General features: G+C 39.9%; 14 protein-coding genes. 8 read left to right on the top strand and 6 right to left on the bottom strand.

Annotated elements, in window-relative coordinates; translation table 11 throughout:
• Positions 1–31 precede the first annotated feature (31 nt).
• From AC012T_RS06100 to AC012T_RS06090, 3 genes are all read left to right on the top strand, one after another.
• Positions 32–2,410, top strand: a complete 2,379-nt coding sequence (locus tag AC012T_RS06100) for a dynamin family protein (protein WP_487064010.1) — start codon at positions 32–34, stop codon at positions 2,408–2,410.
• 99 nt (positions 2,411–2,509) lie between these two features.
• A complete protein-coding gene (locus AC012T_RS06095) occupies positions 2,510–2,881 on the top strand; it encodes a KGK domain-containing protein (RefSeq protein WP_487064008.1) in 372 nt (123 codons plus the stop codon).
• A 42-nt stretch (positions 2,882–2,923) separates the two neighbouring features.
• On the top strand, positions 2,924–3,169 hold the full coding sequence (locus AC012T_RS06090; protein WP_487064006.1) for an HNH endonuclease: 246 nt from the start codon (positions 2,924–2,926) through the stop codon (positions 3,167–3,169).
• Here AC012T_RS06090 and AC012T_RS06085 read toward each other — a convergent pair.
• Both AC012T_RS06085 and AC012T_RS06080 read right to left on the bottom strand, forming a co-directional pair.
• On the bottom strand, positions 3,166–4,611 hold the full coding sequence (locus AC012T_RS06085; protein ID WP_487064004.1) for a glycoside hydrolase family 13 protein: 1,446 nt from the start codon (positions 4,609–4,611) through the stop codon (positions 3,166–3,168). The two genes, AC012T_RS06090 and AC012T_RS06085, sit on opposite strands and share 4 nt — an antisense overlap.
• A 68-nt stretch (positions 4,612–4,679) precedes the next feature.
• Complete coding sequence (locus AC012T_RS06080) at positions 4,680–6,158, bottom strand: site-2 protease family protein (protein ID WP_487064002.1); 1,479 nt, start codon at positions 6,156–6,158, stop codon at positions 4,680–4,682.
• 436 nt (positions 6,159–6,594) lie between these two features.
• Here AC012T_RS06080 and AC012T_RS06075 point away from each other — a divergent pair, with 436 nt between their 5' ends.
• Positions 6,595–7,347, top strand: coding sequence for an MBL fold metallo-hydrolase (locus AC012T_RS06075; RefSeq protein ID WP_487064000.1), 753 nt, complete (start codon positions 6,595–6,597; stop codon positions 7,345–7,347).
• 49 nt (positions 7,348–7,396) lie between these two features.
• On the opposite strand, the gene ctpA is transcribed toward AC012T_RS06075, so the two are convergent.
• Positions 7,397–8,632, bottom strand: a complete 1,236-nt coding sequence (ctpA, locus tag AC012T_RS06070; RefSeq protein WP_487066478.1) for a carboxyl-terminal processing protease CtpA — start codon at positions 8,630–8,632, stop codon at positions 7,397–7,399.
• Between the two features lie 343 nt (positions 8,633–8,975).
• On the opposite strand from ctpA, the gene petB reads away from it, so the two are divergent.
• From petB to AC012T_RS06055, 3 genes are all read left to right on the top strand, one after another.
• Positions 8,976–9,623, top strand: a complete 648-nt coding sequence (petB, locus tag AC012T_RS06065; protein ID WP_015212945.1) for a cytochrome b6 — start codon at positions 8,976–8,978, stop codon at positions 9,621–9,623.
• Between the two features lie 275 nt (positions 9,624–9,898).
• Positions 9,899–10,381, top strand: coding sequence for a cytochrome b6-f complex subunit IV (gene petD / locus AC012T_RS06060; RefSeq protein ID WP_487063998.1), 483 nt, complete (start codon positions 9,899–9,901; stop codon positions 10,379–10,381).
• Between the two features lie 270 nt (positions 10,382–10,651).
• Positions 10,652–11,095, top strand: coding sequence for an ATP-binding protein (locus tag AC012T_RS06055; RefSeq protein ID WP_487063996.1), 444 nt, complete (start codon positions 10,652–10,654; stop codon positions 11,093–11,095).
• Between the two features lie 296 nt (positions 11,096–11,391).
• Here AC012T_RS06055 and AC012T_RS06050 read toward each other — a convergent pair whose 3' ends face one another.
• Positions 11,392–12,108, bottom strand: a complete 717-nt coding sequence (locus tag AC012T_RS06050) for a pirin family protein (RefSeq protein ID WP_487066476.1) — start codon at positions 12,106–12,108, stop codon at positions 11,392–11,394.
• Between the two features lie 345 nt (positions 12,109–12,453).
• Positions 12,454–13,089 (bottom strand): orotate phosphoribosyltransferase, encoded by a 636-nt coding sequence (gene pyrE, locus AC012T_RS06045; protein ID WP_487063994.1) that lies wholly within the window; start codon positions 13,087–13,089, stop codon positions 12,454–12,456.
• 101 nt (positions 13,090–13,190) lie between these two features.
• On the opposite strand from pyrE, the gene AC012T_RS06040 reads away from it, so the two are divergent.
• The gene (locus AC012T_RS06040) at positions 13,191–13,625 is read left to right on the top strand and encodes a hypothetical protein (protein WP_487063992.1); all 435 of its coding nucleotides are present in this window, start codon (positions 13,191–13,193) and stop codon (positions 13,623–13,625) included.
• A 124-nt stretch (positions 13,626–13,749) separates the two neighbouring features.
• Here the strand turns inward: AC012T_RS06040 and AC012T_RS06035 are convergent, their stop codons facing one another.
• A complete protein-coding gene (locus tag AC012T_RS06035; protein WP_487063990.1) occupies positions 13,750–14,250 on the bottom strand; it encodes a GNAT family N-acetyltransferase in 501 nt (166 codons plus the stop codon).
• Between the last annotated feature and the right edge of the window lie 12 nt (positions 14,251–14,262).

The following is a 14,262-nucleotide window of genomic DNA, read 5'->3' as shown; positions in this document are numbered from 1 at the left end:
CAATACTTGTAAACTTTGTTTACTACTTATTATGTCAAGTTTAGCGCCTCAGTGCCAGCAATTACAAACTCAAGTTGAATCTATTTTACAACTGTTGCACCAAGAAGCAGCGTTGCGTTCTCAAGATATTACATCTGTGCAAATATCTTTGGATAAAGCAATTTCTCCGAAATTTGAGATTGTGTTCGCAGGTGCTTTTAGTGCGGGTAAATCAATGTTGATTAATGCACTATTGGAGAGGGAATTATTATATAGTGCAGAAGGACACGCGACTGGTACAGAATGCAAAATTGAGTATGCACCAGCAGATTCAGAAAGAGTTGTTTTAACCTTTTTGAGTGAAGTAGAAGTTCGGGAACAAGCGGTTTCTTTGTGTCAGCAATTGGGATTTACTACAGTAGAAAATATTAATCAATCTGATGTAATTGATTTATTGCGTCAAGGTTGTATGGTAATTGTTCAACAGGAAGGTGGAGAGAGTAAATCAGAACGGGGAAAACAAGCAAAAGCGTTAATTTTGTTATTAGAAGGATATGTAACAAACCGCGATCGCATCAACACGGTTAATAATGCTACATACTCAATGGAACAATTCAACTTTACCAACCTCAAGGAAGCTGCGGGATATGCACGAAGAGGTAGTAACAGCGCAGTTTTGAAGCGAATAGAATATTACTGTCATCATCCACTTTTAGAAGATGGTAACGTCATTATTGACACACCAGGAATTGATGCACCCGTAGAAAAAGATGCACAATTAACTTATGCAAAAATTCAACATCCAGATACATCAGCAGTCGTATGTGTTCTCAAACCTGCTGCTGCGGGTGATCTGACGAAGGAAGAAACCGAATTATTAGAAATAATGCGGGAAAATGCAGGAATAAGAGACAGGGTTTTTTATATCTTCAACCGCATTGATGAAACTTGGTATAACAACCAACTCAGACAACGTTTAGAAGATTTAATTAACAATCAATTTCGAGATAGTAGCAGAGTTTATAAAACCAGCGGGTTACTAGGTTTTTACGGAAGTCAACTTAAACAAACAACGAGATCAGATAGATTTGGTTTAGACTCGATTTTTGCTGAAAGTGTGAAAGGTTTAGATGGGAGAGAAGAAACACCACAATTTATTAATGAGTTTAATCGCTATTGTGCTAACTCTGGTAAATTATCCCCCAGTCAATTTCGCATTTCCGTTAACAGCTTTGAAACACCAAATGAAAACTATGTGAGAATTTTAAACGAACAGGGAACACCATTAATTAAGCAACTCATTCAAGATAGTGGTGTTGAAGAATTTCGCACATCAATTACACGCTATCTGACAGAAGAAAAACGTCCACAGTTATTTAAAAACCTCGCTGATGATTTAGAAGATATTTGCATTAAACTCAAAAAACACTATCAAAACGTGCAAATTGACTTAGATAGTCAACCGCGTGAAATCGAAAGTATGAAAGAATATGAGTTGCAAAAATTAAATCAGCAACTCCAGCAAGTTGGGAGAGATTTTAGCCAACATATTCACGAAGAAGTCAACAGATTAATTAATAATAATTGTGAAGAATTTGAAGCAGATTTTCGACAATTACAATCTCGGATGATTCGTCGTCTTGATGAATTACTAGATACATTTTCCGTTGCAGAAGTTTATCGTCGTGCAACATTGAGTCATCCCCGCAATGCAACTGCACCTTTATTGGCTATTTTAGTAGAGGCTTTTTATTATCTATCAAATCAGTTGGAAGATATTTTAATAGACTCTTGTCAACAAGTAAATGCTAATCTATTCCAGCAGTTAATGGAAAAGATTAGAAAATCAGAATATTACCGTCAATTGTATCGTTTATTAGGGAATGATGGGGGAATTGAATCAGAAATAAAATTGATAGAAAAACAAGTTTCTCAAGCTTTGGTAAATGCTGCTAGGGTGGAATGCGATAGATTTGTGAGAGAAAGTCCCAGATTTTACGATGAAGGAACATTTTCCATCTATCAATTTCGGCAAACATTACAACAAACATCACAAGGTTATGATGCAGAAAGTATAATTGAAGCTGAACCAGCAATTAGACAATTATTGAAGTTAGACTTTGAACCAAAAGTTGAAAATACCATTCGTAAATCTTTCCGACAAACCATCAACCAAACTATCAAAACTCAGTTATTACCAATGGGGGATAAACAAGCAGATGATATTTTACAACAATATCCCCATGCGCGTGCTTATTTAGAGAGAACTTTGGAACAAGAAGCTGAGGAAAAGATCGCTAATAATCAGCGTTTATTGAGTCAGGTTGCGGGGAAAATTGAGGAGTATAATACAGCAGTTGCTGGAATAAATAGCTGTTTACAAGCGATGCAGTTATATGAACATTTACTGCCGATAATTGGGGAAGAATAGGTATAGTATAATATTTTGGGGTGAATGCAGGGGTTTGCTGTGTTCACCTAATTAAGAATTATCTCACGCAAAGGCGCAAAGGCGCAAAGGAAGAAAGAAATGAAAGATAAGTTTAAGTTGATAGAGTGTAATGATGATGATGTGATTGAATGTAATGATTTAACTTATAAAGTTAATAAATTGAAACAAGCATTTGAAGAACTCGGAAGTGATACAAACTTTTTGAGTTCTCTATGGGAAGCATTGAGGAGACAAAAGATTTATTATTTACAAGATAGACATTATAATACTGAATGTTTCAAAGAAGGTATGGATGTCAAAATGCTAAATTTAGGTTCTAAATCTTGGAAAAAAGGGAAACTTAAATTTAAACTCAGAGTTGAATTTTACGTTGAAGAAGATACAGAAATAAAAGAACCAGAATCACCTCTTGATGATTTACGTCGGATGATAAATGATGCTACATCATAACTCTTACCTTTGCGTCTTTGCGCCTTTGCGTGAGATAAAAACATGAACAAAACCCCACGTATCACCATACCCTCAGAAGTCAGAACTTACGTTTTCCAAAGGGATAAATATCAGTGTCAAAGCTGTGGTAAAACTTCCCAAGAAACTAACCTCAGTATTGATCATATTATCCCTTTGTCTCGTGGTGGAAAAAACGATATTAGTAATTTACAAACTCTCTGCTTAACTTGTAATCAGCAAAAAACTGATAAAATTGACAATCGCTTTCACCGAAATTTCGATATTTAACCCAAAATGCAACCAGTACGCGGAGGAACGGTTAAATCAAGAACTTTACTATTCCATTCAATTTCACCAGTACCAAACAAAATTTGATCAGGTTGAGTTTGTAAATTGCTACAATCTACATTACCCGTTGCGGTTGCTGTTCCCACATTCACAGCAATAATTAATTCCTCAGTTCCCAAGGTTCGCGCAAATATATACAGCGTTCCCTGTGCATAAAGAACTTGATAATCCCCAATCCGCAAAGCTTGATATTTATGACGTAGAGAAATTAATTTTCTGTGAGTATCAAGAATTTCTAAATTCCAATTTGCTTCTAAAGGAAAACCCCGACGAGAATCAGGATCTAATGCACCTGGTAAACCAACTTCATCACCATAATAAATACTAGATGCACCGGGAAAAGTGAGTAAAAGTAAAGTTGCTAATTCTGCACTGGGGATATCACCACCAGCAATGGTAATTAATCTAGCTGTATCATGACTTGCAAGTAAATTAAGTTGTGTTAGCTGAATTTCCCAAGGATAAAGTGCTAGTAATTCTTTAATTTTAGCAGCGTATTCAGCCGCAAATAATGGTGGAGATGGTTGATAATCACGGCCTTGTACTTGTTCTAAATCTACTCTGTCGCCTGCGGTAAAGGCAATAGTTGGCCCAGCAAATAAATAATTCATTACCCCATCAAATTGGGTTCCATCTAACCATTCACGGGAGTCTCCCCACACTTCTCCGACAATATAAGCATCTGGATTAATAGCTTTGATTCGTTGGCGAAATTCTTGCCAAAATCCTGGAGTTTTAATTTCAAAAGGTACATCTAAACGCCAACCATCAATGCCAAATTTAATCCAATATTCGGCAATTTCCATGATGTATTCCCGTACTTCTGGGTTATCATGATTAAATACTGGTAATGAGCGAATTCCTGCCCAGCCTTCATAGTTTGCAGGTGCATCACCTGTATATGGTGCCAGCGGCCAGCCGTGGATTTTAAACCAATTTACCCAAGGTGAATGAGGTCCATTTTCTAAAATGTCGTGAAAAAAGAATATGCCCCGGCTTGCATGATTAAATACTCCATCAAGAACAATTTTAATATTCCTGTGATGGGCTGCATCTAGTAATTCTTTAAAGGCTTCATTACCTCCTAAAAGTGGATCAACTTGATAATAATCATGGGTGTGATAGCGGTGATTACTTGCAGATTGAAAGATGGGTGTGAAGTAAATGGCGTTAATTCCTAAACTTTGGATATAGTCTAATTGTTCCAATATGCCCCACAAATCTCCACCTTTATAACCTTGGAGGGTTGGCATTGCTTCCCATGCTTCCCAATTGGCATTTCGTAATAAACTCTTACGTGATTGTTTACTTTTGGCGAATCTATCGGGGAAGATTTGATAGAAAACGGCGTGTTTAACCCAGTCTGGTGTTTGAATTTGCATAAATTTTGTCTTTTACTCAATTAGTACACATATAGAGTATGACGAATTTCTGCAAACTGAGAGTTGTTTTAAATCTGCAACACACGAGCTAAGAATTGAGGTAGGGGCAGGATTATTAATAATAATAAAGCGATCGCACTTAATCCTAAAATATCACGTCCGTTATCCAGTTCTGTAACATCGTTCAGCGCTGGCTCATCAATTAAGGGAATAAATAATAACAGAATTGCCCACAACAGAAATTCTCTACGGATAAAAGACAGCATGAGTAACAACAAGCGAGCGATTTGACCAATGACAACTGCGGTACGTTGTCCAAACATGGCATGGACAATATGACCTCCATCAAGTTGCCCCACGGGCATCAAATTTAATGCGGTGACAATTAATCCTAAAAATCCAGCTACTGCCACGGGATGTAAATTTAAGGCAGATTGGGCGGTTAATTCACTTCCCAAGGCTAATTTTGAGAGCAATGCTAATAAAATTGAATATTTAGGATTCAGGGCATTGGGGTTTAACAGTCCCATTTTTGCGCTCAAAGGTACTACTTCCGAATGAGCTAAACCCCAGATCAGTAGAGGTAAAGTGGCGATAAAACCAGCAATTGGCCCAGCAATACTAACATCAAATAATGCTTTGCGGTGGGGAATGGGACTACGCATTTGAATAAATGCGCCAAAAGTTCCTAAGAAAAAAGGCACAGGGATAAAATAAGGCAGGGTCGAGCGAATTTTATGGAATCGAGCCGTGAAATAGTGACCAAGTTCATGGATACCCAAGATGGTGATGAGTCCTAAGGCGTAGGGTAAACCATTTGTGAGTAGAGTGAGGTCAGATTTGAGTTTTGCTAGTTCCACCCCAGCAATTTGCGATCCTATTAAGGTGGTGGTGAATAAAGTCAGTAACAACAGGGAAAGGGCTACTGCGGCTTGAGTTAAATTTTCTGAAGCGCGGTTTGGATTTTGTTTAGCAGCTTGGGAATTGGGAACGAGTACAAAGAAGGGTTTATCATTCATACCTTCTTGAAATATCACCAAAAAGCGATCGCCAAATTGCCCTTCAATATTTGTTTTAATTTGGTGATAAGCTTGATTGGCCTTGGTTCGCAACTGACCACGACAAATCACCGCTTGGGGTCGATACTCAATGTTTTGTAGGTAGTATACAGACCAAGGAAAACAATTCCGCAAATTAGTTTCTTCTGCCGGCTGAATGGGACGCACTGGTGATGCTTCGGAAGTAGGATTATTAGCTGATGGTGATCCTGTCATTTGTCCTTGAGTCTGGGTATCCCCTGGTACTCTACGCCCTGATAGGAACAAAAACCAGTATACCAGTAGAGAAACTACCAGAGGCCAGATAATCAGCCCTGGTGGAGGTGGTTGTTTGACACCATAAATCAATGTCCAACCGCTTAAGATTATTGCAGGTGTCATTAACACCAGCCACAATAACCACACTGGTGTTCTGGTGATATGAGCAACGCTGCGCTGCACTATGAGATAAGTAGCTAGACCCAGTAAGAGAAGAAACCAAAATGCCATGTTATGTTCACTAATTTGGACAAAAAAGTAGTTCAGGATTGCCTTGATATTTCCTGCACAGACGCTGACGCAAACAGGAGTTCATGATCAAGGAAGTAGGAACACAGAAGTTATACTGCAAACGGTTGAAAATTGGACTGATGTCATACTGAGTTCGATATAAGATAATTTGTGGAAAACTCGCCCCCAGTAAAGTTTCAAACCCTTATTCTCTCGCTTTTAAAAATCATAACTCCGTTCGCGTAGCGTCTCCGAACTCCGAACTCCGAACTCCGAACTCCGAACTCCGAACTCCGAACTCCGAACTCAGGTGATATGGGTTATTCTGTACATTGAAAACGCCTTACCCTCTAAAAATTCTCTTCAGGTAGTATTACTCCTATTTAAAGAGACCTACTAAGAAATAAGAATTCTTGATTTTGAAATTATTTGATTTATGTCTCCCGCACTTCAACAAACAAGTTATCCAATTAAGCCTCCTCAGAATATACTTTCTGGTCAAATGCCAGTAGGAGAAATCCTTTCTACTTCAACTGAAACAGAATCAGCATCTACCGACTTGGGCATCAACAAAATTTTTGCCTTGCCACCAAATCGAGATACATTAGGAGGAACTTCTTATCTCATTGTAAGAAATGAAGGTAATATTCTCATCGACTGCCCCTCTTTAGAGCAAATTAATCAGGATTTTTGGGAATGTCTGGAGCAAACTACACAAACAGATAAAGGTGTACGCTGGTTGTTCATAACTCATCGTGGTGCTATTGGTAAAACAGCAGAAATTCAACAAGCCCTTGATTGTGAGATTCTCATTCAAGAGCAAGAAGCTTATTTATTACCTGGCTTAAATGTCACTACCTTTGGTCAAGAATTGACTCTTGATGCCACCACACAAGTTATCTGGACACCTGGACATTCTCCAGGCTCCTCATGTCTATATTATCGTGAATTTGGGGGAGTTCTCTTTTCGGGACGGCATTTAGTCCCTAACTTGCAAGGTGAACCTGTCCCATTACGCACTGCAAAAACTTTTCACTGGCCTAGACAACTAAAAAGTGTTCAAGCTTTATGCGATCGCTTTACGCCAGAAACTCTACAATACATTTGCCCCGGCGGTAACATCGGTTTCCTTCGAGGCAAACACTTTATAGACCAAGCTTATCAGCGATTAGTCAGTACCGAGTACTGAGTACCGAGTATTGAGTAGGAATTTTCCTTGTGCTTCCTCATCTTCTCCATCATTCCTTTTCTGCTACTACCAAGTTTTTGGTCAACAATTCTACAGCGGCTTGATATTGGCTGTCTGCTTCTGTGGCAATTTGGTCACGGGTGATTGGTATTTGGGTAATTACTGTGTCTGGTTTAATACCGAGTTTGTTAATATCTCGATGGTTGGGAGTTTCATATTTAGCAATTGTCACTGCCAAACCAGAACCATCGGATAATTCAAATAACGATTGAATTAGACCCTTACCAAAGGTAGTTTCACCTACTAACTGGGCGCGACCATTATCTTGCAGCGCACCAGCTAGAATCTCACTAGCACTAGCCGTTCCTTGATTCACCAAAATCACTAATGGGTCTGGTGTTAAGGCTTGTCCAGAGGCTTCAAAATTGCCCTGAATCCCTTGACGATTGACCGTGTAGACGATTGTGCCAGAATCTAACCACTGACGAGCAACTTCAACACCTGCTTGTAATAAACCCCCTGGATTATTTCGCAGATCAAGAATATAGGCAGCTGCGCCTTTTTTTTCTAAACTAGAAATAGCGTGTGCTAACTCCATAGCCGCATTAGCATTAAATTGCGTGAGACGGAGGTAGCCAATGGGTTTTCCTTGGGGGGATAAACGCAAATCAGCTACAACAGGATTAAGTTCAATGCGATCGCGCATCAAGATAAATTCCTGGTCTGTTTCTCCCTCTCGGCCAATCAAAAGTGATACCACACTGCCGATAGGGCCACGCATTCGAGAAGCAGCTTCATCAAGAGTCAGATTTTCTGTGGATAATCCTTCAATCTTCAAAATGCGATCGCGTGGTCTTAACCCAGCTTTCTCTGCCGGCGAACCCTCAATAGGTGTAATTACCTCCAAAATACCCGTTTGGGGATTGAGGGCAATTTGTAAACCCACACCCGTCAGTTCACCAGAAGTACTAACTTGCAAACTGCGGTACTGCTCTGGGTCTAGAAACCTAGTAAAAGGATCATCAAGGCTTTTCAGCATCTTCTGAATTGCCGTGTATGCTGCCTGGTCATTGAGCAGCGGCTTTTTTAGAGCCTGTTGCCGCACATCCGACCAGTTTTGATGATTAAACGTCTCATCCAGATAAGAGCGATTGACAATTCGCCACACCTCAGAAACCAGCTTTTGTTCCTGAGTCAAAGCGATCGCAGGTGAGATGAATGAGCCAAAAATCAAGCAAAAACCCAATAGTAAGGAAAATCCCCACCTCAAAACCTTTTTATTCATGTTCACCACAACCCAAATTAGCTCTAACAGTCCAGTTGCCACGTTTTTGATGAAATCTATCTCTCGACTATGTTACTTTTTTTATAGAAGAGGTGCATTGCTCTCATCAAGTTGTCATCAACAGCTGCTGTGCATATCCCTCCTCAAAAACGATAAAATCTACTTTGGAACCAACATTTTCAGCGTTGGCTTGCAAAGAGATCGCAATATATTCGATATTTACAGAGTGTTAAGTTTCTGAAAATCTTAACGATTCTGCAAGAAAGCTACTCTTTGTGAAAATCCCAAAATTGCTATTGGGAGATTTATCAACCGCAACCAATTTTTAGGAACTTAAGATTGTATGGCCAACGTTTATGACTGGTTTGAGGAACGCTTAGACCTTGAAGCGCTCGCTGAAGATGTAACCAGTAAGTACGTCCCTCCCCACGTCAACATTTTCTACTGTCTAGGTGGAATCACCCTCGTTTGCTTCCTTATCCAGTTTGCCACTGGATTTGCGATGACATTCTACTACAAGCCCACAGTAGCTGAAGCTTATTCCTCCGTTCAGTACATCATGAATGAAGTCAACTTCGGCTGGCTAATTCGCTCCATTCACCGCTGGTCAGCCAGCATGATGGTGCTAATGATGATTCTGCACGTCTTCCGAGTTTATCTAACCGGTGGTTTCAAAAAACCCCGCGAACTCACCTGGGTCAGTGGAGTCATCCTCGCTGTCATCACAGTTTCCTTCGGTGTGACCGGTTATTCCCTACCTTGGGATCAAGTTGGTTACTGGGCTGTAAAAATCGTTAGTGGTGTACCCGAAGCAATTCCCGTAGTTGGTGTACTCATCTCTGACCTGCTACGTGGTGGTTCTAGCGTCGGTCAAGCCACCCTAACCCGCTACTATAGCGCCCACACCTTCGTTCTACCTTGGTTGATTGCAGTATTCATGCTGTTCCACTTCTTGATGATCCGCAAACAAGGTATTTCTGGGCCTTTGTAACTGAAAATTATCACTAAATAGGTAAAAACTGTTTCCAGATCAGAGTCGTTTGTTTTAAACTTAGGGCAAATAACATTTAAGTGAAAAACAAACACTATTCTCTGAAGCTGTAAGCATTGAAAGCTACAAAAACTGATTTCAACTAGCAAGACAGAACTTAGTGTCATACTAAATTTGTGGCTTTCAACCAGACGCACAAGCGTGCGGCTTACCTAAATAGCTGATGGCTTTCACAAATGCTTTAACTTAATTTAAGCAGGAGAGCAAATTTCAAAATGTCAACGCAAAAAAAACCGGATCTCAGTGATCCTCAGTTAAGAGCCAAACTTGCCAAAGGCATGGGTCACAACTATTATGGTGAACCAGCTTGGCCTAATGATTTGCTCTACGTGTTCCCAATCGTGATTATGGGTTCATTCGCTTGTATCGTCGCTCTAGCAGTCCTAGATCCCGCCATGACAGGTGAACCTGCTAATCCCTTTGCTACCCCCTTGGAAATTTTGCCAGAGTGGTATCTATATCCCGTTTTCCAAATTTTACGCTCCCTTCCTAACAAACTGTTAGGAGTATTGGCAATGGCTTCCGTACCCTTGGGTCTGATTCTCGTTCCCTTCATTGAGAACGTGAATAAGTTCCAAAACCCCTTCCGTCGTCCAGTAGCAACAACAGTATTTTTGTTTGGTACTTTTGTAACTATCTGGTTAGGTATTGGTGCTGCATTGCCATTAGATAAATCTCTGACTTTGGGACTGTTCTAACTGAGTTTTTCCACAAAGTACTGTAATGCCTGTGAGTTTAAAGAGCATATACCTAGGTTATGAGTCTAACAACTTAGCCGCAGGGCTTACATAGTCCATTAGTCACTCATATTCCTGGCTAATATGCTTTTTAAAACGCACAGGCATAGATTTTTAGAGTCTAAGTTTTGTCTGGAATTTGAAATTTTGGATATAAGATCAAAGCTATTGCTAAATTTCAAACCAACAAAACTAGCATTTTTCATTTACTTAATATTCAAGTCACGGTCAATGCTTACCATAGTGCAGCAAGACCATCTGACAGTAAAGAGCGATCTGAAGCTCCTAAACCAGGTGCAACAATGGTTTGAAAAATTCTGTCTGCAATATTTAACCCAATACGGCTGGTCAGAAAGCCAACTCTATCGCCTCAATTTAGCATTAGCAGAAGGCTTTACCAACGCAGTTCGCCACGCTCATCGTTCTTTACCACCAGATACAACGATAGATATTGAATTGAGTCTATGGATTGACCGACTAGAAATGAGAATTTGGGATCATGGAAAACCATTTAATCCTGACGCGATCATTGAGCCAGAGCCAGGTACTCTACAAGTAGGTGGGTATGGATGGTTTCTCCTCCGACGCTTGGCAGATCATGTTGTTTATGAACGAGATGCTGATAACAGAAATTGTCTGCTGATTGTCAAATATTGTCTGGAAGGGCAACATTAGCTTTGCTCTCTTTTGTCAAATGGGAATGAAACCTTAATTTTTACCAGGCTATGAACCGGAAAATACCTGAGTTCGGAGTTTCTCCTATGCCTACGGCACGGCTTCACCGAACGGAGTTATGACTTTTAAGAGCGAGAGAATAAGGGTTTGAAACTCTACTGGGGGCGAGTTTTCCACAAATTATCTTATGTCGAACTCAGGTGAAAATAGTCGATTTATTTCGATAGTGATTAAAGAAGATTAAGCAGAAAAAGCCCCATGTTTGCCAAATATTAGGCTTTAGGTTGAATTTTTGTTTAAGCTAAGTCAAAAAGCAAGATTTCTGCACTGAGATTTGTACTAATTTCTAGTCGTTCTTCTCCAGTAATTTGGACTCCGTCACCGGCTCTTAGTTCTTGACCATTGAAAGTTGCTTCACCTGCCGCTATTTGTAACCAGGCATAACGATGAGGCTGGACATGATAATTTACAACATCGCCCTTCTCTAAAATAGATGCATATAAATCAATATCTTGGTGAATAGTCACAGCACCATCACGTCCATCTTTAGCTGCGATTAATCTCAGTTTTCCTCGCTTTTCTTCTGCTGAAAAAGCCTTTTGGTCATACCTTGGTGATAATCCTGGTGTGTCTGGTAACATCCAGATTTGCAATAAATGTAACTCTTCAGTTTTTGAGTGATTAAATTCGCTGTGCATGATACCAGTACCCGCACTCATAATCTGTGCGTCACCGGGACGAATGACTGAACCTGTACCCAAACTATCTTTATGTTCAACTGCACCTGATACAACATAGGTGAGGATTTCCATATCTCGATGTCCGTGAGTAGGAAATCCAGCCCCAGCAGCAATGCGGTCATCATTAATGACTCTTAAAGAACGAAATCCCATGCGTTTGGGATCATGAAAGTGACTGAAGGAAAATGTATGATAACTATCGAGCCAGTCAATTTGACTATGACCGCGTAAATTTCCGTCATGAATTATGTAGTTAATCGTATTTTGAGACATCATAATTAAGTCCTACTAAGTTCATAAATTATTTAGGATTACTATCTAGTTTAAGATGTTCCCGTATAAGATGAAAAGTACGCACTTAAAAGTTGCATACTTACCAAAAAGATACTATTAAACCGCGCTTTATTCCTGACTGTAAAGACGTTCCATAGAACGTCTCTACGGTATTCGGAGATTACAGATAAATGAGGCTTACGTGAGCGTCAGCGGCTCAACTGAGCTATCCCTGAATTAGTTAGGACTTACGCTAGATGCAGCTGAAAACCTTATTATTACGTAGCGATAATTCATAAATTACCGCTACTTTCGTTATTTTTTGCGTAAGTCCTGTTAGTATTACTAATGATTTGGAACTTTCTTGAGTATCTGCTGATACCGTTCCTGTAGATCCCGAATTGAAAACAGGACATCAAATTGCAACCCATGAGACTGATATAACTCTGCTCCCCCTTGTAATCGGTCTATCAAAGAAATTACTCTATTGACTGTATAACCTGCTGCTTGCAATCGCTCTACAGCTTTCAGTGCAGATTGCCCAGTAGTAACAACGTCTTCTAAAACCACTACGTTTGCACCTTTTGGCAAACTGGGGCCTTCTATATAAGCCATTGTTCCATGACCTTTCGCTTCTTTGCGAATAATTAAAGCTGGTAGGGGTCGATTTTCATAGACGGAAACTACACTCACTGCTGAAACTATGGGGTCAGCCCCCAAGGTTAAACCTGCTACTGCTTGTGTATCTTCCGGTAAGAGTTGTAACAAAAGTCTGCCTACTGCCAATGCACCTTGAGGGTGGAGTGTTACTTGTTTACCGTTAATATAGTAAGAACTCTGCTGTCCAGAAGAGAGAACAAAATCACCTTCTTGATAAGCAAGTTGGCAAAATAAATCTAGTAACTTCTGACGCAGGGTTGTTAAATCAGTAGTAGTTGCCCAAATATCCGATTGGTTAGATGTTTCAGTAGAATTAGACATTACAAACGATTAAAAGTTGTGCTACACCAAAGGTTAAACTCATGAGAGTTCTGAGACTAAGCATAAATTAAGATTCGTCCAAAAATTGAGGAGTAGTCAATATGGGTATAAAATGGCAAGGCTTTAGTGGATTACTAGTACTCCTGGTTACTAGTACTGCTTTTCCTGTAGTTGCAGTTGCTCAGATGCAAGCAGATCATTATGAAACAACGAGTGATAGCTTCGAGAGAGCTTATTTTCGCCATGATCCTAATTTTTACGATAATGGCAGTTTAAAGCGTCAGGTAGATTCTTTGCTGGGGCCTGGAGGTAAGTTCGGGACAACTTTCCCTGATAATGAAATAGCGAAAGATGCTGAGTTGGTTAATACTCTTTATCGGGATGTTCTCACTCAACAAAGTATGAATGATCCATATCTTCGTACCCCTGATTTACCGAATCCTTACGATACTTCTCTGTTGATGTCTCCTCGTTACAATGCTAATCAGCTAAAAGTTGGTACTGAATACAACTTTGATACTTTAACTGCTCGATAAAAATTCTGTTTGCGGCTTCGGTGCTGAGTGCTGAGTGGTGGCCAGTTACTCTCAGACTCAGGACTTAAAAACATTTTTATGCATCTTGGTGTACGCAGTTCGTGATGGCTAGTTAAGGTATACTTTATTCCGGTTTTCCAACTCGTAACCCCATAATAATTAAATCCCTTTCTACACCTGCTAAATCGGCTATTTTGGGCAAATGCCCCCAATGTTGAAAGCCAAATTTTTCAAATAGCTTCAAACTGGGGTGATTATGGGCAAAAATAAAGCTAACTAAGGTTTTTAAACCTAAATTCGGACTTTCTTTGATTGCTTGTTCTACTAGTCGCTTTCCTAAACCACGTTTTTGAAAGTTTGGGGAAATGTAAATACTAATTTCGGCTGTGGAATGGTAAGCTGGTCTGCCATAAAATGATTGGAAACTTAGCCAGCCAGCGATCGCACCATCTGCTTCAATAATCCACAGTGGTCGTTGTGAGGGTACTCGTCCTCTAAACCAAGCCATGCGACTTTCCACAGATACAGGTTCTAAATCGGCTGTAGCCATGCGGCTAGGAACAGCAGCGTTATAAATGTCTACAATTATCGGTAAGTCTGTTTCTGTGGCATGGCGGATGGTCATTGCGGCTATTTG

It is taken from the genome of Anabaena sp. EIM26 (assembly GCF_057568715.1).
This window is presented reverse-complemented; position numbering and strand designations above follow the sequence as displayed.

Bases quoted from the DNA above. Each gene is read 5' to 3' on its own strand.
- AC012T_RS06075 (WP_487064000.1), top strand. From the start codon at position 6,595: ATGTCTCCCGCACTTCAACAAACAAGTTATCCAATTAAGCCTCCTCAG.
- ctpA (WP_487066478.1), bottom strand. From the start codon at position 8,632: ATGAATAAAAAGGTTTTGAGGTGGGGATTTTCCTTACTATTGGGTTTT.
- AC012T_RS06055 (WP_487063996.1), top strand. From the start codon at position 10,652: ATGCTTACCATAGTGCAGCAAGACCATCTGACAGTAAAGAGCGATCTG.
- petB (WP_015212945.1), top strand. From the start codon at position 8,976: ATGGCCAACGTTTATGACTGGTTTGAGGAACGCTTAGACCTTGAAGCG.
- pyrE (WP_487063994.1), bottom strand. From the start codon at position 13,089: ATGTCTAATTCTACTGAAACATCTAACCAATCGGATATTTGGGCAACT.
- AC012T_RS06100 (WP_487064010.1), top strand. From the start codon at position 32: ATGTCAAGTTTAGCGCCTCAGTGCCAGCAATTACAAACTCAAGTTGAA.
- AC012T_RS06085 (WP_487064004.1), bottom strand. From the start codon at position 4,611: ATGCAAATTCAAACACCAGACTGGGTTAAACACGCCGTTTTCTATCAA.
- AC012T_RS06035 (WP_487063990.1), bottom strand. From the start codon at position 14,250: ATGACCATCCGCCATGCCACAGAAACAGACTTACCGATAATTGTAGAC.
- AC012T_RS06080 (WP_487064002.1), bottom strand. From the start codon at position 6,158: ATGGCATTTTGGTTTCTTCTCTTACTGGGTCTAGCTACTTATCTCATA.
- AC012T_RS06050 (WP_487066476.1), bottom strand. From the start codon at position 12,108: ATGTCTCAAAATACGATTAACTACATAATTCATGACGGAAATTTACGC.
- AC012T_RS06090 (WP_487064006.1), top strand. From the start codon at position 2,924: ATGAACAAAACCCCACGTATCACCATACCCTCAGAAGTCAGAACTTAC.
- petD (WP_487063998.1), top strand. From the start codon at position 9,899: ATGTCAACGCAAAAAAAACCGGATCTCAGTGATCCTCAGTTAAGAGCC.
- AC012T_RS06040 (WP_487063992.1), top strand. From the start codon at position 13,191: ATGGGTATAAAATGGCAAGGCTTTAGTGGATTACTAGTACTCCTGGTT.
- AC012T_RS06095 (WP_487064008.1), top strand. From the start codon at position 2,510: ATGAAAGATAAGTTTAAGTTGATAGAGTGTAATGATGATGATGTGATT.